The 20,432-nt window shown below is 70.9% G+C and carries 18 protein-coding genes and 1 pseudogene; 4 read left to right on the top strand and 15 right to left on the bottom strand.

Going from position 1 to position 20,432, the window contains the following annotated elements; translation table 11 throughout:
• Nucleotides 1-327: 327 nt before the first annotated feature.
• The gene (locus ACIQU4_RS37665; protein ID WP_403740890.1) at nt 328-1,836 is read right to left on the bottom strand and encodes an FAD-binding oxidoreductase; all 1,509 of its coding nucleotides are present in this window, start codon (nt 1,834-1,836) and stop codon (nt 328-330) included.
• Between the two features lie 214 nt (nt 1,837-2,050).
• On the opposite strand from ACIQU4_RS37665, the pseudogene ACIQU4_RS37660 reads away from it, so the two are divergent.
• Nucleotides 2,051-2,445 (top strand): annotated as a pseudogene (locus ACIQU4_RS37660) (transposase); the annotation flags it as partial.
• A gap of 254 nt (nt 2,446-2,699) precedes the next feature.
• Here ACIQU4_RS37660 and hemB read toward each other — a convergent pair.
• The 6 genes from hemB to ACIQU4_RS37630 all read right to left on the bottom strand — a co-directional run bounded on the left by hemB (nt 2,700) and on the right by ACIQU4_RS37630 (nt 9,718).
• Nucleotides 2,700-3,701 (bottom strand): porphobilinogen synthase, encoded by a 1,002-nt coding sequence (gene hemB / locus ACIQU4_RS37655; protein WP_403740887.1) that lies wholly within the window; start codon nt 3,699-3,701, stop codon nt 2,700-2,702.
• Between the two features lie 251 nt (nt 3,702-3,952).
• Entirely contained in the window at nt 3,953-5,620 is a 1,668-nt protein-coding gene (locus tag ACIQU4_RS37650; protein ID WP_403740884.1) for a uroporphyrinogen-III synthase, read from the bottom strand.
• On the bottom strand, nt 5,617-6,585 hold the full coding sequence (hemC, locus tag ACIQU4_RS37645) for a hydroxymethylbilane synthase (RefSeq protein ID WP_403740882.1): 969 nt from the start codon (nt 6,583-6,585) through the stop codon (nt 5,617-5,619). Before hemC ends, ACIQU4_RS37650 begins: the two co-directional genes overlap by 4 nt.
• On the bottom strand, nt 6,582-8,285 hold the full coding sequence (locus ACIQU4_RS37640; protein ID WP_403740880.1) for a glutamyl-tRNA reductase: 1,704 nt from the start codon (nt 8,283-8,285) through the stop codon (nt 6,582-6,584). The genes hemC and ACIQU4_RS37640 overlap by 4 nt, the downstream gene beginning before the upstream one ends.
• Nucleotides 8,282-9,166: a redox-sensing transcriptional repressor Rex gene (locus ACIQU4_RS37635; protein WP_403740877.1), complete on the bottom strand. Its 885-nt coding sequence runs from the start codon at nt 9,164-9,166 to the stop codon at nt 8,282-8,284. The genes ACIQU4_RS37640 and ACIQU4_RS37635 overlap by 4 nt, the downstream gene beginning before the upstream one ends.
• Before the next feature lie 273 nt (nt 9,167-9,439).
• Entirely contained in the window at nt 9,440-9,718 is a 279-nt protein-coding gene (locus ACIQU4_RS37630) for a glutaredoxin family protein (RefSeq protein WP_403740875.1), read from the bottom strand.
• Between the two features lie 107 nt (nt 9,719-9,825).
• On the opposite strand from ACIQU4_RS37630, the gene ACIQU4_RS37625 reads away from it, so the two are divergent.
• The 3 genes from ACIQU4_RS37625 (at nt 9,826) to ACIQU4_RS37615 (ending at nt 13,513) form a co-directional block, all read left to right on the top strand.
• Nucleotides 9,826-10,803, top strand: a complete 978-nt coding sequence (locus ACIQU4_RS37625) for an HAD family hydrolase (protein ID WP_403740872.1) — start codon at nt 9,826-9,828, stop codon at nt 10,801-10,803.
• Between the two features lie 408 nt (nt 10,804-11,211).
• Nucleotides 11,212-12,027, top strand: a complete 816-nt coding sequence (locus tag ACIQU4_RS37620; protein ID WP_403740869.1) for an ECF subfamily RNA polymerase sigma factor, BldN family — start codon at nt 11,212-11,214, stop codon at nt 12,025-12,027.
• Nucleotides 12,028-12,316: 289 nt separating this feature from the next.
• A complete protein-coding gene (locus ACIQU4_RS37615) occupies nt 12,317-13,513 on the top strand; it encodes a DUF5667 domain-containing protein (RefSeq protein ID WP_403740866.1) in 1,197 nt (398 codons plus the stop codon).
• Nucleotides 13,514-13,584: 71 nt separating this feature from the next.
• Here ACIQU4_RS37615 and ACIQU4_RS37610 read toward each other — a convergent pair whose 3' ends face one another.
• The 8 genes from ACIQU4_RS37610 to ACIQU4_RS37575 all read right to left on the bottom strand — a co-directional run bounded on the left by ACIQU4_RS37610 (nt 13,585) and on the right by ACIQU4_RS37575 (nt 20,316).
• Nucleotides 13,585-14,586 carry a lysophospholipid acyltransferase family protein gene (locus tag ACIQU4_RS37610; protein ID WP_403740864.1) on the bottom strand — a complete coding sequence of 334 codons (1,002 nt, stop codon included), beginning with the start codon at nt 14,584-14,586 and terminating at the stop codon, nt 13,585-13,587.
• Complete coding sequence (locus ACIQU4_RS37605) at nt 14,586-15,680, bottom strand: NAD-dependent epimerase/dehydratase family protein (protein WP_403740861.1); 1,095 nt, start codon at nt 15,678-15,680, stop codon at nt 14,586-14,588. The genes ACIQU4_RS37610 and ACIQU4_RS37605 overlap by 1 nt, the downstream gene beginning before the upstream one ends.
• Nucleotides 15,681-15,773: 93 nt before the next feature.
• Nucleotides 15,774-15,872: a 30S ribosomal protein bS22 gene (locus tag ACIQU4_RS37600; protein WP_003948845.1), complete on the bottom strand. Its 99-nt coding sequence runs from the start codon at nt 15,870-15,872 to the stop codon at nt 15,774-15,776.
• Nucleotides 15,873-16,012: 140 nt separating this feature from the next.
• A complete protein-coding gene (locus ACIQU4_RS37595; RefSeq protein WP_158708561.1) occupies nt 16,013-16,222 on the bottom strand; it encodes a helix-turn-helix domain-containing protein in 210 nt (69 codons plus the stop codon).
• A 114-nt stretch (nt 16,223-16,336) separates the two neighbouring features.
• Nucleotides 16,337-17,167, bottom strand: coding sequence for a phosphatase (locus tag ACIQU4_RS37590; RefSeq protein ID WP_403740858.1), 831 nt, complete (start codon nt 17,165-17,167; stop codon nt 16,337-16,339).
• Nucleotides 17,168-17,281: 114 nt separating this feature from the next.
• Nucleotides 17,282-18,451 (bottom strand): acetoin utilization protein AcuC, encoded by a 1,170-nt coding sequence (locus ACIQU4_RS37585; protein WP_403740855.1) that lies wholly within the window; start codon nt 18,449-18,451, stop codon nt 17,282-17,284.
• Complete coding sequence (locus ACIQU4_RS37580) at nt 18,402-19,619, bottom strand: MFS transporter (RefSeq protein ID WP_403740853.1); 1,218 nt, start codon at nt 19,617-19,619, stop codon at nt 18,402-18,404. The genes ACIQU4_RS37585 and ACIQU4_RS37580 overlap by 50 nt, the downstream gene beginning before the upstream one ends.
• 43 nt (nt 19,620-19,662) lie before the next feature.
• On the bottom strand, nt 19,663-20,316 hold the full coding sequence (locus ACIQU4_RS37575; protein ID WP_403740850.1) for an HAD family hydrolase: 654 nt from the start codon (nt 20,314-20,316) through the stop codon (nt 19,663-19,665).
• Nucleotides 20,317-20,432: the final 116 nt, after the last annotated feature.

Here is a 20,432-nt window from a genome sequence, read left to right as displayed (position 1 = left end):
ATCGCAAGGCCGAGGAGGAAGTGTCACGACAAACACCGTTGCAGTACTAAAGCGGGTGTCGCAGGTTCGAATCCTGCCGGGGGCACATGGGCAAAGGCCCCGGACCGATCATGGTCCGGAGCCTTTGGCAGCGCTGTTCGACGGCAATCGGCGTCGGTTGGCTCAGCGCAATCGCCTTCGAGCCGCGAGCCCGTCACATCCGGGCCGACCACCCCGAGCGGGCGCTCCGGCATCCCGGCCCGAGAAGACCGTCGGGCGAAGGCCTGAGACGGGCAGGCACGGACCGAGCCCCCTCGCCGGTCGGGAGGGGGCTCCGTCCGTGCTCGGTCAGTGGGACGCGGGCGGGATGCTCTGGTCGTACTGGAAGACGTTGTGCGGGTCGTACTTCGCCTTGATCTCGCGCAGGCGGTCGAAGTTGTCCCCCCAGTAGGCGGTTTCCCAGTCCTGCATGCCGACGTTCGGCACGTTGACGTAGGCACCGTCCACGAACGGGCGCATAGCCTGGCTGAACTCGGCGATCCAGGCTTGAGCCTGCGGGGTGAGCGGGTCGCAGATGCCCGGCTGGTCGGAACGGGTCCCCCAGCCGGCACCGGGCTCGGAGTAGAAGAGTGCGTCGCGGTGCGGGAACGCCGTTCCGCCGCGGGGGCTCCTCCTGACCGCTCCGCCGAACGCCTGGGCGAAGAAGTTGCTGTCGTCCGTGGGCGCGTCCCGCATGAACGAGGAGATCACGTCGATCGCCCTGTCCGGGAACGGCTTCCTGGTGAACTGCGAGTAGAACTTCCAGTTCGCAGGTTCGTTCGCGGTCGGGATCTGGAAACCCGAATACACGTCGCCCCAGTTGCCCACCTGCACCGACACTTGAGGGCTGCCGACCGACAGGATCGGGGCCAGCAGCCTCTTGGCCTCGGCAGGCGTCCCCTCCGCAAGGACCGCGAACAACAGGGTCTGATTGCGGTGAACCTCGAGCTGTGTACCGAGGCGGTCATCGGTGTTCGGCGCGGTGCGCTGCCAGGCGTCGAAGACCCTGCGCAGATCACCGATGCCGTCCCACGTGGCCTGCAGATACGTGACGCTCTTCAGCGGGGCCACTTTGTAGGTGAGTGAGGTGACGATCCCGAAGTTGCCGTTGCCCGCACCGCGCAGCGCCCACAAGAGGTCCGCGTTATCACTCAGATCGGCCTTGATCACCTTGGCGCACTCGTCGCCCTCGGCCACGACGACCTCGGCGCCGATCAGGCTGTCGCACGCCATGCCCAGCCAGCGGGTCAGGAAGCCGAAGCCACCACCGAGCGTCGCGCCGGCCAGGCCCACCGTGCCTTCGGTGCCTGTCGTCACCGCGAAGTTCCGCTTCGCGAGCGTGGTCACCGCTTCCAGCTGGTTGAGTCCGGCGCCGACCGTCGCGACACGAGCGGCACCGTCGAGGTGGACCGACTTCAGCTCGCTGATATCGATCACGAGGCCGCTGTCGACGTTCGACCAGCCCTCAAGGCTGTGGCGACCGCTCCGGATCCGCAGGGCGACATCGTTCTGCCGCGCCCACGTCAGAGCGTTGACCACGTCCTGGGTGTTCTGAGCGAAGACGATGACCAGCGGATAGTGAGAGAAGAGCTGATCCCAGCCGAGGCGCGCGTCCGTGTACCCGGGGTCGTGGGGACCGACGATACGGCCGGTCAGCTTCGCCGGGGGGCACTGCGCCCCGTGGACGTCTCTTGCGGAAGCGTTCGTCACCACTTTCACATCGGGTGTCGCGGCCGCCGCGACACCCGGCACGACGACCGCGCCGGCGCCGGCCACCACGGAGGTCTTCAACAATCGGCGACGGGAAAAGTCGTTCATGGTCCATGTCCTCTCGACCACCCGCGGGCGCGAATCAGTCACTTATGGATCATTCGGTCGAAATGGACGGTAGCAAGGGTGATCACGGGGGCGCATTCGACACGCTCGGCATCACCACCGGGGCGCCTGGCACAGAAGCTCCCGGCGTCACGCGCGCCGGCTTCGCACCGAACTCCCAAGAAGTCATCTCATTTGGCTGGGTAGGCTGTCGGTTGTGGTGGAGATTGTTGAGCGGCTGGTGCCGGATGAGTTGTGGGAGTTGTTCCAGCGGGTGGTGCCGGAGGAGCCGTCACGGCCTCAGGGTGGTGGCCGGCGTCGGCACGGCAATCGTGAGGTGCTGGCCGCGATCGTGTTCGTGGCCACGTCGGGCTGCACGTGGCAGCAGTTGCCATCTGCGTCGTTCGGGCCGTCGGGAGCGACGGCTCATCGACGCTTCTCGGAGTGGTCGAAGGCGAGAGTGTGGGCCAGGCTCCACCGCCTGGTCCTGGACGAGCTCGGCTCGCGGGGTGAGTTGGACTGGTCCCGCTGCGCGGTCGACTCGGTGAACATGCGGGCCCTGAAAAGGGGGACCTGACAGGCCCGAATCCTGTAGACCGGGGCAAGTACGGATAAAAGATCCACCCCCGAACCCCGGCGCCTGATCAGCCGGCTCACCCGGCCCCGCCCGAGCATCGACCACGTCGTGCACTGGTCACACCGGCGCCGCAGACGACAACACCAAGCCCGCGTCAGCCACTACAAACGACGTGGCCACACGCCACCAGAAACTGCCCAACAGTCACGGCAAACACCGTTGCAGTACTAGGACCGGGGCCGGGCCCAGGACCGCGGCCGGGGCGAGGCCCCGGCCCCGGTCCGGGACGTCAGCGCGCCTCGCGCAGCCAGCCCGCGACCTCAGTCGCCCAGTACGTCAGGATCGTGTCCGCGCCCGCCCGCTTGATGCCCAGCAGGGTCTCGAAAATGGCCCGGTCGCGCTCGATCCAGCCCTTCTCCGCCGCCGCCTCGACCATCGCGAACTCACCGCTGATCTGGTACGCGGCCACCGGGACCTCCACCGCCTGCGCGACCCGGTACAGGATGTCCAGGTACGGACCGGCCGGCTTGACCATCACCATGTCCGCGCCCTCCTCCAGGTCGAGCGCCAGCTCCCGCAGCGACTCCCGCGCGTTCGCCGGGTCCTGCTGGTACGACTTGCGGTCGCCCTGCAGCGAGGAGGCGACGGCCTCGCGGAACGGCCCGTAGAAGGCGGAGGTGTACTTCGCCGTGTACGCCAGGATCGAGACGTCCTCGTGCCCGGTCTCGTCGAGCGCGTCGCGGATGACGCCGACCTGCCCGTCCATCATCCCGCTCGGGCCCACCACATGGACGCCCGCGTCCGCCTGGACCTGCGCCATCTCGGCGTACCGCTCCAGCGTGGCGTCGTTGTCCACGCGCCCGTGCTCGTCCAGGACCCCGCAGTGCCCGTGGTCGGTGTACTCGTCCAGGCACAGGTCCGACATGATCACCAGGTCGTCGCCGACCTCCGCCTTCACGTCGCGGATCGCGAGCTGCAGGATCCCGTCCGGCTCGGTGCCCGCCGTGCCCAGCGCGTCCTTGTTCTCGTCGGCCGGGACACCGAAGAGCATGATCCCCGCGACCCCCGCCTCCACCGCCTCGACCGCCGCCTTGCGCAGCGTGTCGCGGGTGTGCTGGACCACGCCCGGCATCGCCGAGATGGCCAGGGGCTCGCTGATGCCCTCCCGTACGAAGGCCGGGAGGATCAGGTCCGAGGGGTGCAGCCGGTTCTCCGCGACCATCCGCCGCATCGCCGGGGTGGTGCGCAGCCGGCGGGGCCGCGAGCCGGGGAAGGATCCGTACGCGCTCATACTCAGTCGCCTCTTCGAGCTTCGAGAACAGTCGGGATCCAGCGTAGGCCGTGCCCGTCCGCGCCCCGCGCCGCACCCGCCCGCCCGGCCCGCCCTGCCCCGCCCGGATACACCGGATACACCGGATACACCGGATACACCGGATACACCGGATACACCGGATACACCGGATACACCGGATACACCGGATACGGGCAGGGGCCCGGACGCTCGGCGTCCGGGCCCCTGCCCCCTGCTCGCAAGTCCACCGCTCAGGTGGTGCGCCTGCGCCGCGCCCCCGGCCGGCGCTCGCTCGGCCGGGACACCGACTCGCCGGCCTCCTTGGCCGCCTCGCGGCGCGCCGCGCCGTACTCGGCCAGGGCCTCCGCCAGCTTGCCCACGCTCGGCTCCGGCGACAGGACGTCGACCCGCAGGCCGTGCTCCTCCGCCGTCTTGGCCGTGGCCGGCCCGATGCAGGCGATGACGGTGACGTTGTGCGGCTTGCCGGCGATGCCCACCAGGTTCCGCACCGTGCTCGACGACGTGAAGAGAACGGCGTCGAAGCCGCCGCCCTTGATCGCCTCGCGCGTGTCCGCCGGCGGCGGCGACGCGCGCACGGTCCGGTAGGCGGTGACGTCGTCGACCTCCCACCCGAGCTCTATCAGGCCCGCGACCAGCGTCTCGGTCGCGATGTCGGCCCGCGGCAGGAAGACGCGGTCGATCGGGTCGAAGACCGGGTCGTACGGCGGCCAGTCCTCCAGCAGCCCGGCCGCGGACTGCTCGCCGCTCGGCACCAGGTCCGGCTTGACGCCGAACTCGACCAGCGCGGCGGCGGTCTGCTCGCCCACGGCGGCGACCTTGATGCCCGCGAAGGCCCGGGCGTCGAGCCCGTACTCCTCGAACTTCTCCCGGACCGCCTTCACCGCGTTCACGCTGGTGAAGGCGATCCACTCGTAGCGTCCGGTGACGAGCCCCTTCACGGCCCGCTCCATCTGCTGCGGGGTGCGCGGCGGCTCCACGGCGATGGTCGGCACCTCGTGCGGCACCGCACCGTACGAACGCAGCTGGTCGGAGAGCGAAGCGGCCTGCTCCTTCGTGCGCGGTACGAGGACCCGCCAGCCGAACAGCGGCTTCGACTCGAACCAGGCCAGCTCCTCGCGCCGCGCGGCGGCGCCGTGCTCACCGACCACGGCTATGACCGGCCGGGCGCCCTCGGGCGACGGGAGCACCTTGCCCTGCTTGAACACCTGGGCGATGGTCCCGAGGGTGGCGTTCCAGGTCCGCTGGCGGGTCGTCGTACCGGCGACGGTCACCGTGAGCGGGGTGTCGGCCCCCCGTCCGGCGGACACCAGCTCGGCGGCAGCGCTCGCGACGGTCTCCAGCGTCGCCGAGACGACGAGGGTGCCGTCGCTGGCACCGACCTCGCTCCAGCAGCGCGCGGAGGCGTTGCGCGCGTCCACGAACCGCACATCGGCACCCTGGCGGCCGCGCAGCGGCACACCCGCATACGCCGGCACGCCGACGGCGGTCGCGACACCGGGCACCACCTCGAAGGGGATGCCTTCGGTCGCGCAGGCGAGCATCTCCTCGGCCGCGTTGCCGTCGAGCCCGGGGTCGCCGGTGACGGCACGGACGACCCGCCTGCCGGAGCGCGCGGCCTCCATGACAAGATTGGCGGCATCTCGGATCACCGGGACACCGGCGGCTGCTGACACTTCGTCAGCAATCGTCAGCTGTGGCGTGTCCACTCCCGCGCGCGCATGCGTGCGTACGACCTCGAGCACCTCGGGCTCCGCGATCAGTACGTCCGCGGCCGCGAGCGCCTCGACGGCGCGGAGCGTCAGCAGACCCGGGTCACCGGGGCCGGCACCGAGGAAGGTGACGTGCCCGTGTGCGGCGACGACCGGAAAAGCGGAGGTGGTCGGACGTGAGGGGTTCAAAGCGATCGCTCCCCCATCAGACCGGCCGCGCCCTTGGCCAGCATCTCGTCCGCGAGTTCGCGGCCGAGCGCCATGGCCTCGTCGTACGACTGGGGCACGGGACCGGTGGTGGACAGCTGCACGAGCGTCGCGCCGTCGAGGGTTCCGACGACGCCGCGCAGGCGCATTTCATTGACAACCTGGCCGTCGGCCAGAAGATCGGCGAGCGCGCCCACGGGTGCGCTGCAGCCGGCCTCCAGGGCGGCGAGCAGGGAACGCTCGGCGGTCACGGCGGCCCGGGTGTGCGGGTCGTCGAGCTCGGCGAGCGAAGCGATGAGCTCCGCGTCGGACGCGAGGCACTCCACGGCCAGGGCGCCCTGGCCCGGAGCCGGCAGCACGCTGTCCACGGACAGCAGGTCGGTCGCCTCGTCACCGCGGCCGATCCGGTTCAGTCCGGCGGCGGCGAGGACGACGGCGTCCAGTTCGCCGTCGCGCACGAAACCGATCCGCGTGTCCACGTTCCCGCGGATGGCGACCGTCTCGATGCGCTTGCCGAGGGCGCGCGCGTAGTGGTTCAGCTGCGCCGTGCGGCGCGGCGAACCGGTACCGATACGGGCGCCGTCGGGCAGCTGCTCGAAGGTCAGCCCGTCCCGGGCCACGAGCGCGTCGCGCGGGTCCTCGCGCAGCGGCATGGCCGCGATCACGAGCTCCTCGGGCTGCCCGGTCGGCAGGTCCTTCAGCGAGTGGACGGCGAAGTCGACCTCGCCGCGCAGCAGCGCTTCGCGCAGCGCCGTGACGAACACGCCGGTGCCGCCGATCTGCGCGAGGCTCTCACGGGACACGTCACCGTACGTCGTGATCTCCACGAGCTCGACGGGCCGGCCGGTGATCGCCCGTACCGCGTCGGCGACATGGCCGGACTGGGACATGGCCAGCTTGCTGCGCCGCGTACCCAGCCGCAGGGGCTGGTCGAGACGTGGATTCATGATGCCCGTCCTGAGTCGTCGTTCTTGTCTGCCGCATCCGCCCGGCTGACGGAGGCCACCGTCTGCGGGTCGAGATCGAAGAGTTCACGCAGCGCCTCCGCGTACCCGGCGCCACCGGGCTCGCTGGCGAGCTGCTTGACGCGCACGGTCGGCGCGTGGAGGAGCTTGTCGACGACGCGGCGCACGGTCTGGGTGACCTCGGCCCGCTGCCGTTCGTCCAAGTCCGGGAGTCGCCCGTCGAGCCGCGCCACTTCCATGGCCACGACCTCGGCGGCCATCGCCCGCAGGGCGACGACGGTCGGCGTGATGTGCGCGGCCCGCTGCGCGGCGCCGAACGCGGCCACCTCTTCGGCGACTATCCCGCGTACGGCGTCCACGTCGGCCGCCATCGGCGCGTCGGCCGAAGCCTCCGCGAGCGACTCGATGTCGACGAGCCGCACGCCCGGGATCCGGTGCACGGCGGCGTCGATGTCGCGCGGCATGGCCAGGTCCAGCACGGCCAGCCGTACGGGCGCCACGTCGACCTGGCTGCGGGCGCCCCTGCGGGGCTGCCGCTGCGCGGCGGCCTCGCCCTGGTCGGCCCATGTGCCGTGCAGTTCGAGGGAGTTGGCGTCGACCCCGGTGAGCGCGGCCCGCCCGTCCCCGGCCGGCACCTCGACGGGACACCCGTCCCGCTCGCCGGTCCCGGGCACGATGGTCCGCGCCACCCCGCCATCGGCCAACCGCACCCCGGCCGCGGCGGCGGCGGCGAGCCGCGCCACGACGTCGGCGTCGACCGAATCCAGAGCCGCCGGCGAGTGAGGCACGGGGTCCGGGGCGGAGCCCCGGGAGTCGGGGAGGGGCGCGGAGGGGACGAGCCCCGCAGGGCCCTCCACAGCAGCCGCGACGTCCTCGCCGGTCAGCACCAGCCCGGTGGCTCCCGTACAGGAAACGACGACATCGACTCGTGTCAGCTCGTCGACCACCGACGCCATCGGAACGGACCTGGCCACCACCCCAGTGCCTGAGGCAACCAGAATCTCGACCAAGCGCTCCGCCCGTTCGGCGGTCCGGTTCGCCACCACGACCTCGGCCACGCCGACCCGCGCCAGCGTCGCCGCCGCCAGCGAGGACATCGACCCGGCCCCGATCACCAGCGCCCGCTTGTCCTTGGCCCACACGTCCACCGGCAGGTGCACGGCGAGCTGCTCCAGCCCGAACGTCACCAGCGACTGCCCGGCCCGGTCGATCCCGGTCTCGGAGTGCGCCCGCTTGCCGACGCGCAGCGCCTGCTGGAAGAGGTCGTTGATCAGGCGCCCGGCCGTGTGCAGCTCCTGCCCCAGCGCCAGGGCGTCCTTGATCTGCCCGAGGATCTGGCCCTCGCCGACCACCATCGAGTCCAGCCCGCACGCCACCGAGAACAGGTGGTGGACGGCCCGGTCCTCGTAGTGGACGTAGAGGTACGGGGTGAGCTCCTCCAGCGCCACCCCGCTGTGCTGCGCGAGCAGGGTCGACAGCTCGGCGACACCGGCGTGGAACTTGTCCACGTCCGCGTACAGCTCGATCCGGTTGCACGTGGCGAGCACCGCCGCCTCCGTCGCCGGCTCCGCGGCCAGCGTGTCGTGCAGCAGCTTGACCTTGGCATCGGCGGACAGCGAGGCACGCTCCAGCACGCTCACCGGCGCACTGCGGTGGCTCAGTCCTACGACGAGCAGACTCATGCCGGCATCACCGCCGGGACGTCGCCCTCGGGGCCGTTCTTGCGTGCGACGGCGGCGGCCCGCCCGGCCGGCGGCTCGACGGCCGCGGCGGGGGCCGCACCGGAACCGACGCCCGCGACATCGGCGAGGTCCCCGTCACCGGAGGCGGAACCGGCGGCACCGGCGCCACCGCCGGCTCCGGCGGACGCAGAAGCACCGGCGCCGGCCGCGGCCGCCTCCTCCCCCGCCTTGCGCTGCTCGTGGAAGGCCAGGATCTGCAGCTCGATCGACAGGTCGACCTTGCGTACGTCCACGCCGTCCGGCACCGACAGCACGGTCGGCGCGAAGTTCAGGATGGAGGTGACTCCGGCGGCGATCAGCCGCTCGCTCACCTGCTGGGCCGCGCCCGCCGGGGTCGCGATGACGCCGATCGAGACACCGTTCTCCTCGATGATCTTTTCGAGGTCGTCGGTGTGCTGCACCGGCATGCCCGCGACCGGCTTTCCGGCCATCGCGGGGTCGGCGTCGATGAGCGCCGCGACGCGGAACCCGCGCGCCGAGAAGCCGCCGTAGTTGGCCAGGGCCGCGCCGAGGTTGCCGATGCCGACGATCACGACCGGCCAGTCCTGGGTCAGGCCCAGTTCGCGGGAGATCTGGTAGACGAGGTACTCGACGTCGTAGCCGACGCCGCGCGTCCCGTACGAACCCAGGTAGGAGAAGTCCTTGCGGAGCTTGGCGGAGTTGACTCCGGCGGCCGCCGCGAGCTCCTCGGAGGACACCGTGGGCACCGATCGCTCGGAGAGCGCGGTGAGTGCGCGCAAGTACAGCGGAAGCCGGGCGACAGTGGCCTCGGGAATACCTCGGCTGCGGGTCGCCGGTCGGTGAGTTCGGCCAGTTGCCACGATGCTCCTGCGGGATGAGCGGGGCTGCAGGCGGTCACTTGTCCCAAGACCGCCCCGTCGGATGCAGGCTATGTCTTTGTGAACGCGTGCACAAAGATTGTGTCCGCTTTGTCCGAGCAAAGTGACCGGGGTCACGCGGTCCGGGCATGCAGGGCGGGAACCCACAACACGCCGAACCCGTTCAAATCCCGAGGGGGGCAAAACGGTACACACTCCTCATCGATACGCCCCCGAGACCCCACAAAACGCCCATGATGGTAACCGGCCGGAGGCTCAGGCCTCCAATGCCCGGCGCAGCCGGTCCGGGTTCACCCTCCAGAAGGTGTGCTGTTCGCCGTCCACGAGCACCACCGGGATCTGCTCCCAGTGCAGGCGGTAGAGCTCCTCGTCCTGCGAGATGTCCTTCTTCTCCCACTGTGCTCCGACTTCCGCGCAGACCTTCTCGATCACCTTCTGGGCGTCATCGCACAGATGGCACCCCGGCTTCCCGATGAGCGTGACCAACCGCTCGCCGGGACGCTTCTTTTCCTTACGGCGCAGCAAAGGGCTCATGTCCCCATTCTCCCGCGCCACCGCGTAACACCGCGGCACCGAAGAGTTCACGCCCTCGGCACCCCGCGGGTTCGGGAACTCCCGAACACAATGGCTATGCTCGCGTCATGGCCGCTCTGGGATGGCTCACCCCCCGTAGGCGCTCCGCAACCGCGCGGAGCGTGCTGGCAGGCGAGGCCTCGGCCGAGGCCGCCCGCAAGACCGCGCAGGCCCTCGACGCGGACTCCGGACCACCGGCCGAATCCGAGGAAGCCGCCGGGCAGGCGGCCGCCGAGGAAGCGGAACCGGCCGAGCCCGAGTTCCCCGTCGCCGGCGACGACCTCGCCGCCGCCTTCTTCGACCTCGACAACACCGTCATGCAGGGCGCCGCGATCTTCCACTTCGGCCGCGGCCTCTACAAGCGGGAGTTCTTCCACCGCCGCGAACTCGCCCGCTTCGCCTGGCAGCAGGCCTGGTTCCGGCTCGCCGGGGTCGAGGACCCCGACCACATGCAGGACGCCCGCGACAGCGCCCTCTCCATCGTCAAGGGCCACAAGGTCTGCGAACTCATGGCGATCGGCGAGGAGATCTACGACGAGTACATGGCCGAGCGGATCTGGCCGGGCACCCGCGCCCTGGCCCAGGCCCACCTCGACGCCGGCCAGAAGGTCTGGCTCGTCACGGCCGCGCCCGTGGAGACCGCCACGATCATCGCCCGCCGCCTCGGCCTGACCGGGGCGCTCGGCACGGTCGCCGAGTCCGTCGACGGCATCTACACCGGCCGGCTCGTCGGCGAACCGCTGCACGGGCCCGCGAAGGCCGAGGCGGTCCGCGCCCTGGCCGCCGCCGAGGGACTCGACCTCGAACGCTGCGCCGCGTACTCCGATTCGCACAACGACATTCCGATGCTGTCGCTGGTCGGACATCCGTACGCGATCAATCCCGACACAAAACTGCGCAAGCATGCCCGGGCACACGACTGGCGCCTGCGCGACTATCGGACCGGCCGCAAGGCCGTGAAGGTCGGCGTCCCGGCAGCCGCCGGGGTCGGCGCGATCGCGGGCGGCGCGGCCGCCGCCATCGCGCTGCACCGCCGCCGCAAGTAGCCCGCAGCGCACCACCGCAGGTCCGCCACCCGGCCGCCGCCTGCGCCGAAGCCGCCCGGCCGCCCGCCGGGCGGCTTTTCGCGTCCCTCCGGCCCGGTGCGCGGCAGGCATTCCCCCACCCCTACCCCCGCGCCCGGCGCGGCACTCCCGCATGCCCGACTCGGTCGCGAGCCAGCGTGGAAGCGTCCATTCCGCGCGCCCAACCGATCAAGAAGCGATCACCAATTGCGACCGAATATGCCTTCGACACGCAACAGAAGTGTCGGAATCGGTGATTTGAGCAACTGGGTGTAGCGCTGCCTGTACGAAGCGTTATTCTCCTCAAACGCATGCCACCGGCCATCTGTCGCCACGACGGGTGAACGGTCCCGCACTGCACGTGATGGAAGCTCTGCCTCTGGGAGTCCCGTGTACCCACCTGTCGGGGTTGACGCCTCGGGCCTGGCTACGCTGCGCGAAACGGTCCTCGACCACCTGCGCGGCTTCGTCCCCACCGCGTACGCCGTTCCCGCCTTCGCCGCCGCGGTCCCTGCCGGCCTCGGCCCGGCCGGTCCTTGCTATGCCCTGACCGACGGCGGAGCGACGGTGGGCAGACGCGGTCGTGCGGGAGGAGGAGCCGGCACGGCCGCAACCGGAACGAGCGCGCCCGCCGCCCGCCGCCCCACCGCGGACAGCGACCAGGCCCGCATGATGGACCTGGTCGAACGCGCCCAGGCCGGCGAGGCCGAGGCCTTCGGCCGGCTGTACGACCAGTACAGCGACACGGTGTACCGCTACATCTACTACCGCGTCGGCGGCAAGGCGACCGCGGAGGACCTCACCAGTGAGACCTTCCTGCGCGCGCTGCGCCGCATCTCCACCTTCACCTGGCAGGGCCGCGATTTCGGCGCCTGGCTCGTGACGATCGCCCGCAACCTGGTCGCGGACCACTTCAAGTCCAGTCGCTTCCGCCTGGAAGTGACCACGGGCGAGATGCTGGACGCGAACGAGGTGGAACGGTCCCCCGAGGACTCGGTCCTGGAGTCCCTCTCCAACGCCGCCCTGCTGGAAGCCGTACGCAAGCTCAATCCCCAGCAGCAGGAGTGCGTGACCCTGCGGTTCCTCCAGGGCCTGTCGGTCGCCGAGACCGCCCGGGTGATGGGGAAGAACGAGGGCGCCATCAAGACGCTCCAGTACCGGGCGGTCCGCACCCTGGCCCGCCTGCTGCCGGACGACGCCCGCTGACCTCCGCGCCGCGCACCGCCACACCCGCGCACCACCCGGACCCCCCACACCCCCCACGCCTTCCGACCCTCCTGACAATCCACACAACCGGTGACCCCTCGATGACGCTGTGGTCCGATCATCCTTCGTCCGTAACCCAAGTGCCGCGCCGCTCGTTGTGCGGAATGCAGGCTCCCCGTGGACAAGCCCTGCCCGAAGCCGCTCACTCGAAAGTGTGGATGTGCTCAAGGAAGGCAACCTTCCGGACACCTTGGGGAGTCGATCGTCATGACGAGAGGAGGTGCCGCCAGTGATCGCGAACGTGACTCCGCACCGGCGGGCGAACGCCTTCGCCCAGGCCCTGGAGGATCGGACCCCATCCGACCTTTCGGAACCGGACCCGGCGGCCGAGCAGTCCGAGGCACCTGCCGAACCTGCCGACCACGACCGGTTGTTGACCCTGGCGAGCGCGCTCGGCGAACGTATGCCGCGCCCGGTGCTGGACCCCGAGGTCAAAGTGGTGCAACGAGCCCAGCTCGTGGCCGCCATGGAGACGATGGTGATGGAAGAGAGGGCCGGGGGCGGTGCCGCCTCGGACCCTCAGGTGCCCGAGCAGCGGACCGGCCGCGGCGCCCACCGGGCGACCTCGCTCCGGAAATTGCGGCCCCGCTCCCGCTGGTCCAAGGGCATCGCAGCGGGCGGCCTCACCGTAGGTGTGGCCGCGGGGGCCTTCAGCGGCGTGGCCGCTGCCAGCACGGACGCCCTGCCGGGTGACTCCCTCTACCCCGTCAAGCGGGGCATGGAGGACCTCAAGCTGGGGATGACCGACGAGGACGCGGACCGGGGCGAGCTCTACCTCGACCAGGCCTCCAACCGCCTGTCGGAAGCCCGCAGGCTGATGGAGCGCGGCCGGTTGGGCACCCTGGACCACGAGTCGCTCGGCGCGATCCGCCGGGCCCTGGCCGGCATGAAGCACGACGCGGCCGAGGGCCACCGACTGCTCCAGGCGGCCTACGAACGGGACGGCTCGCTCGGCCCGATCCAGGCCCTGTCGTCCTTCTCCCGCTCCCACCGCGACGCGTGGGGCCGGCTCCGGGAGAAGCTCCCGGCGCAACTCACCGACGTGGGCGGGGAAGTCGAGTCGGTCTTCCAGGCCATAGACGATGACGTGGCGCCCCTGCAGAGCCTGCTCCCGAAGCCACCGGAGCAGACCCGCAGCACGGGCGGCACGGCCAAGCCGAGCGCTCCGGCCGGGCAGCACCAGAGCGCACCGGCGGCGGGCGCGCCCTCGGCCAGCCCTGCCCCGCCCGCACCCACCGGCGGCAAGCCCTCACCCGCCCCCGGCGGTCTCCTGGGCGGTACGGGGGACCTCCTCCACCCGCCCTCGGGCCAGAACACCCCGGCGCCCTCGTCCTCCCCGGAGCACGTCGCGCCGGAGATCACCCTGCCGCCCCTGCTCCCGGGCCTCCTCCCGGGCCTGGGCATCCAGGCGGAGGACACCGAGTAGCACCGCATGACGCGCAGGCCCTCACCCCGACCGGGGGTGAGGGCCTGCGCGTCATGCGGTGAAGCGAACTCTCAGAAGAACACGGACCGCCGCTGCACCAGCAGCTTGTAGAGGGTGTGCTGGATCTGCTCGCGGACCTCGTCCGTCAGGTTGAACATCAGCATCGGGTCCTCCGCCGCCTCCGGCGGGTACCCGTCCGTCGCGATCGGCTCGCCGAACTGAATCGTCCACTTCGTCGGCAGCGGCACCGCCCCCAATGGCCCAAGCCACGGGAACGTCGGCGTGATCGGGAAATACGGGATCCCCAACAGCCGGGCCACCGTCTTCGCGTTGCCGACCATCGGGTAGATCTCCTCCGCCCCCACGATCGAGCAAGGCACGATCGGCGTCCCCGCCCGCAGCGCCGTCGACACGAAACCGCCCCGCCCGAACCGCTGGAGCTTGTACCGGTCTCCGAACGGCTTCCCTATCCCCTTGAAGCCCTCCGGCATCACCCCGACCAGCTCCCCTGCCTCCAGCAGCCGCTGCGCGTCCTCCGAGCACGCCAGCGTGTGTCCGGCCTTGCGCGCCAGCTCGTTCACCACCGGCAGCATGAACACCAGGTCCGCCGCCAGCAGCCGCAGGTGCCGCTGCGCCGGGTGGTGGTCGTGGACCGCCACCTGCATCATCAGCCCGTCCAGCGGCAGCGTCCCGGAGTGGTTCGCCACGATCAGCGCGCCGCCCTCGGCAGGGATGTTCTCGATGCCCTTGACCTCGACCCGGAAGTACTTGTCGAACAGCGGCCGCATCATGGACATCAGGACCTGGTCCGTCAGCTCCTTGTCGTAGCCGAACTCGTCGACCTCGTAGTCCCCGGTGACCCGGCGCCGCAGGAACGCCAGCCCGCCGGCGATCCGCCGGTCCCAGTCGGCCCCGCCGGACTTCACGGCAGCGGGCTCCGCCACGACCGGCTCCACGGCGTCCACGGCCTCCACCGCCGGACCCTGAGCGGGCACCGCCCGTACCCTCCGGGTCCCGGCGCCCCGCCGGCGCGGCCGGTCCTCGTCGAACGGAATGACCTTGGCGTCCGCCACTATCGCTGCGCTCCCTCTTCGGCTCCGGCAACCTCGACGTTCAGGGTGTCCACATGCACGCTGTTCACCTTCAGCGCGGCGGCAACCCGGTCCACGACCTGCGCCGCCTGCTCCGGCGGCAGCAGCCCCTTGCCCCGGCTGCGCGCGAAATCGGCGAACGTCTCGGCGGTCGTGTACATGGGCTTGAATCCCAGCACCTCCCGCATCTGGGACGTCTCCACGACCCGCCCGTGCGTCAGCAGCCTGATCTGCTCCGGCGAGAAGTCGGTGACCCCCACCGCCCGCAGCGCCGAACCCACCCACGTCACCGCGGGCAGCAGCAGCGGTACCGTCGGGCGCCCCAGCCGGCGCGCGCACTGCGACAGCAGCAGCACCCCGTCCCCCGCGATGTTGAAGGTCCCGCTGTTCAGCGTCCCGCGCTGGGGCTCCCCCGCCGCCAGCCGCAGCACGTCCAGGACGTCGTCCTCGTGGACGAACTGGAGCCGCGGGTCGTACCCCAGCACCGTCGGCATCACCGGCATCGAGAAGTACTCGGCGAGCGCGGAGTCCGCGTACGGCCCCAGGATGTTCGCGAAGCGCAGCACGCACACCGCCACGTCCGGCCGCCTGCGCGCGAAGCCCCGTACGTACGACTCGACCTCGCCGGCGTCCTTGGCGAAGCCCCCCGCCGGCAGCGACTTGGGCTGCGTGGTCTCCGTGAAAACGGCCGGATCCCGCGAGGCGCCCCCGTACACGCCGGTACTGGACTTCACCACGAGCCGCCGTACCGTCGGCGACTTCTGGCAGGCCCCGAGCAGCTGCATCGTGCCGATGACGTTGGTCTCCTTGACGGCACTGCCCGCGCCGCCCGCGCCCGCGCCGCCCCCGGTCACGGCGAGATGGACCACCGTGTCCACGGCGTGCTCGGCGAGCACCCGGGCGATGGAGGACTGCCTGATGTCCGTACGGATGAACTCCGCCGACCCGAGCCGGTGCGGCGGCGCCACCGCGTCGACCGCGATGACCCGATCGACCTCAGGATCACGCTGGATGCGCCGCACGAAGCGGCCCCCCAGCTGCCGGGCAGCCCCGGTAACGAGCACGACCTTCCCCACGAGCTCCGCGCCTTCCTCGTCGTCCCCGGCTACACCGCAGCCCCTCCACCAAAGGATGGTGGAGGGGCTGCGGAGAACACGTACAGCTGCCGTTTACTTCTTGTTACGGCGCTGGACGCGGGTGCGCTTGAGCAGCTTGCGGTGCTTCTTCTTAGCCATCCGCTTGCGCCGCTTCTTAATAACAGAGCCCACGACTACCCTCGCTCACTTCTCGGAACATCTCCGCGCTAGCGGAGATCGGTGCGGGGCGTCTGGGCCCACACGACCTACGTCGGCCTAGCCTACCCGCCCGAGCTCCGAGCCCGTAATCCGAGGGACACCGCGGGTCAATCTCAGGCCGACTCCACCCCCACATAGGACTCTCGGAGGTACTCGTGAACCGCGTTTTCGGGGACCCGGAAGGACCGGCCCACCCGGATTGCGGGCAGATGACCGTTATGCACCAGGCGGTACACAGTCATCTTCGACACTCGCATCACCGAGGCAACCTCTGCCACGGTCAGGAACACGACCTCGCTGAGAGGCCTCTCGCCAGCAGCCATGACACACCTTGACCTTCCGCGCATGACGGGCACCGGCTTCCCCTCCGGTTACTCCTCGTCGTCGCACGCTCACTCCCCAGAGTAGGGGCGTGTGATACGAGTGGGGAAGAGGAGCTACGGCCACTCCTGCGCACCCGGCAGGCTCGCCCGATCGAGTACATAGCGAATCAGTGGTCTGTAGTAGTCCGCGCGCACCGCGTCATCAAGCGGAACGGCCACCGCCACGCGCCCCTCCGCCTCGCCGACGAACAGCGCCGGGTCGTCCGTATCCGCCAGCCCGATCGCCTCCACACCGAGCTGACCTGCGCCGCAGACCCACCCGTGATCCCCCACCACCAAGTCCGGCAAGGGCCCGCCGGCCTCCGCGAGGGCCCCCAGCGCGATCCGAACCGGCAGGGGTGAATGGGTGTGCACGCCGGTGGCACTCCCCGGCGGCCGCGCGCCGGGTTCCCGCACCAACGCGACTCCCCGTACGTAATCGATGCTGTGCCTGCGTACGCCGAACCGGGTCGCCATGTCGACACGGGCCCCCTGCGCCGGAGTGAGCACAACACATCCCACCGCCGACAGGGCCCGGGCCAAACTGGCGTAGAAACCCAGGAGACGGTGCGGATGACCCGTCCCGAAGAACACGGGCGACCGCGCCCCCGCCGCCTCGCGCAACCGCTCGGCGAACGCGTCCAGACCCGCCAGCGTCAGCTCCGGATCGATCACGTCCGGCCCTCTGACGTGCGCCGGATCCGCCGAGACCCCGCACTTGTCCGCCATCAGCCTCAGGAGGTCACCCTCGCCCCAGCCCCACTCCGGATCCAGCCCCAGCAGCACCCGCGGATCCCGCGCCGCGAACAACCGGTAACTGCGCAGGCTCTCCTCCCGTGACGTGGCGACGGGCCCGGCCAACCGGGCGGCCAGCAGATGCGCACGCAGCGCGCCGGTGCTCAACACCCTCCGATGCTGCCGCACCCCACCGGACCGATCATCAATTCCGGCGAACAGCCCCACCGTTGGCGTAACACCCGGCGTAACGATGCATCGCCGCTCCCGGGCGGCCCCCGGCCCCTACGTGAGCAGGCCGCGCAACGGGAACACCGCCCGCCGGGTCGCCAGAACGGCCTGATCGATCCGGTCCGCCGGATCGTAGCCCGCCTCCCAGTCCCGCCACGCGACCGTCCGCCCGTCCGTCATCCGGGCCGGCGCCGGCTGCCGCGTCCGCGCGTACACCTCGTCCCGCCACGCGTCCGGCACCGCCGCCTGCGGATCGACCGGACGGTGCGCCGCGATCCCCACCAGATGCGTCCACGACCGCGGTACGACGTCCACGATCGCGTACCCGCCGCCGCCCAGCGCCACCCACCTGCCCCCCGCGTACTCGTGGGCGAGCCGGTGACAGGCCTCCTGCACCGCCCGCTGCGCGTCCAGCGACACCGCCAGATGCGCGAGCGGGTCCTCGAAATGCGTGTCCGCCCCGTGCTGGGTCACCAACACCTGTGGCCGGAACTCCTCCAACAGCTCGGGCACCGTCGCGTGGAAGGCCCGCAGCCACCCCTCGTCCCCGGTCCCGGCCGGCAGCGCCACGTTCACCGCCGAACCCTCCGCGCCCGGACCGCCCGTCTCCTCCGGCCAGCCGGTCTGCGGGAACAGCGTGCGCGGATGTTCGTGCAGCGAGATCGTCAGCACCCGCGGATCGTCCCAGAACACCGTCTGGACCCCGTCCCCGTGGTGCACGTCCACATCCACGTACGCGACCCGCTCGGCCCCCAGCTCCAGCAGCCGCGCGATCGCCAGCGCCGCGTCGTTGTACACGCAGAACCCGGCCGCCCCGCCCGGCATCGCGTGGTGCAGCCCGCCCGCGAAGTTCACCGCGTGCTCGGCCTCCCCGTGCCAGACCGCTTCCGCCGCCGCCACCGACTGCCCCGCGATCAGCGCCGAGGCCTCGTGCATCCCGTGGAAGGCCGGATCGTCCATCGTCCCCAGCCCGTAGGACCCATCGGCCACCCCCGGATCCGCCGACACCTCGCGCACCGCGGCCACATAGTCCTCCCGGTGCACCAGCCGCAGCGTGGAGTCCCCGGCCGCGCGGGCCGCCCGTACCTCCATCTCCCGGTCCAGCCCGAAGGCACGCACCAGGCCCATGGTCAGCGCCAGGCGCACCGGATCCATCGGATGGCTCGGTCCGAAGTCATACCTCGTTACCGCCTCGTCCCACATCAACAACCCGCGGCCGCTCATGCCCGACACCGTATCGGGCGCCCTCCGTGCCGAACGAGCGGGCGTGGAAGAGCGTCACGAGGACGAGCGCCATCGGCACGAGCATCGCGCCCCGGTAGCTCCAGGCGTCCCCGATCCCGCCGACGAGCGGCGATCCGATCAGGAAGCCGACGTAGTTGAAGATGTTCAGCCGCGCGATGGCGGTATCGGAGGAGGAAGGGAAGAGGCGCCCGGCCGCCGCGAAGGTCTGCGGCACGATCACGCACAGCCCGATCCCCAGCAGCGTGAACCCGAGCATTCCCGTCCACGCCCCGGGCGCGGACGCCACCACGGCGAACCCGCCGGCCGCGACCACCGTCCCGATCCGTACGACGGCCACCGCCCCGAAGCGCCGCACGCCCAGGTCCCCGACGGCCCGCCCGATCAGCGTGGTCACCATGTAGACGTTGTACGGGACCGTCGCCAGCTGCTCCGAGCTCCCCAGCACGTCCTGGAGGTACTTGGCGCTCCAGTTCGAGACCGTCGAATCCCCGATGTACGCGCACGCCATCACCAGGCACAGCGGCAGCAGCAGCCGGAACCCGCCGACCCCGAGCCCCTTGTCCGCAGCCTGGTCCTCGGCGTCCTGCTGGTCGACGTAGAAGCGGCTCCCGTAGAACGCGAGCGGCAGCAGCACGACCACGGCCGGCAGGTACGAGGTGAACAGCGACAGGTGCCAGTGCGCCCCGGCCCAGGCCGCGGACGCCCCGACGATCCCGCCCAGGCTGTACGCGGCGTGGAAGCCGAGCATGATGCTGCGCCCGTACGCCCGCTGCAGGCTGACGCCGAGCATGTTCATCGACGCGTCGAGCGCACCGACGGACAGCCCGAACGCCCCCAGCGCCAGCGCCGCATGCCACATCTGCGTGCCGGCCCCGACGCCCAGCAGGGCGAGCAGGACGAGCGGCTGCGCCCACCGCAGTACGGTGGCCGGCCCGACCCGTTTCACGAGGTGCTCCGTGACGATGCTGGAGACCCCGGCGAGGATCGGCACGGCGGCCAGGAAGGCGGGCAGCAGCCCGTCGGATATCCCGTACCGGTCCTGGATGGCGGGGATCCGCGTCACGAGGAGGGCGAAGGTCACGCCCTGCACGAAGAAGCTGAACCCCAGGGAGCCCCGTCCCCGGCGCAGCCGTACGTCTTCTGTCATGGCGGCACAGCGTAGGCCCGCGGGCTACCCGTGGGTAGAGAGATCACACAGGGAGTTCCAGAAGCCCCGTCAGCTCCTTCATCTCCCCGAAGACACCGGTGGCTCCGGCCAGCCGCCCGGCGGGCGTCATCGCGGTGAACCCGTACACGTCCATCCCGGCGGCGACGGCCGCCCGCACCCCGAGCGGGCTGTCCTCGATCACCACGCACCGCGCGGGCTCGACGCCCATGGAACGGGCCGCGTGCAGGAACAGATCGGGGGCCGGCTTGCCCTTCCCCACGTCCTGCGAGCTGAAGATCCGCTCCTCCTCGAACCACCCGTCGAGACCGGCCGCCCGGTGTCCGACCCGGATCCGCTCGTGACTCCCGGAGGAGGCCAGGCAGTACGGCACCCCGTGCGCGGTCAGCACCCCGAGTACGTCCACGGCGCCGGCCACCGGCGTCAGCTCCCGCTCGAACGCGGCGAAGGTCCGCGCGTGCAGGGTCGCGTCGAACTCCGCGGGCAACCGCTCACCCGTCCGCTCGAACACGAGGTCGTGCACCCGGTGCACGGCGGCACCCATGTAGTCGCGAATCGAGTCCTCGTACGAGGTGGGATACCCCAACTCGGTGAGGTACCCGGCGAGGATCGAATTGGCGACCGGTTCGCTGTCCACCAGCACGCCGTCGTTGTCGAAGATGACGAGGTCGTAGCCCATGGCCCCGACCCTACGCAAAAGATGCCCGTAAACGCAGAAAAGCCCCGTACCGGATACCCGGTACGGGGCTTTCTACAATGATTGTTCGGCGGCGTCCTACTCTCCCACAGGGTCCC

The sequence above is a fragment of the Streptomyces sp. NPDC090741 genome (assembly GCF_044769045.1).
GTDB lineage: Bacteria > Actinomycetota > Actinomycetes > Streptomycetales > Streptomycetaceae > Streptomyces.
Note: the sequence above shows the minus strand (reverse complement) of the source record. Positions and strands in the feature narration are given on the sequence as shown.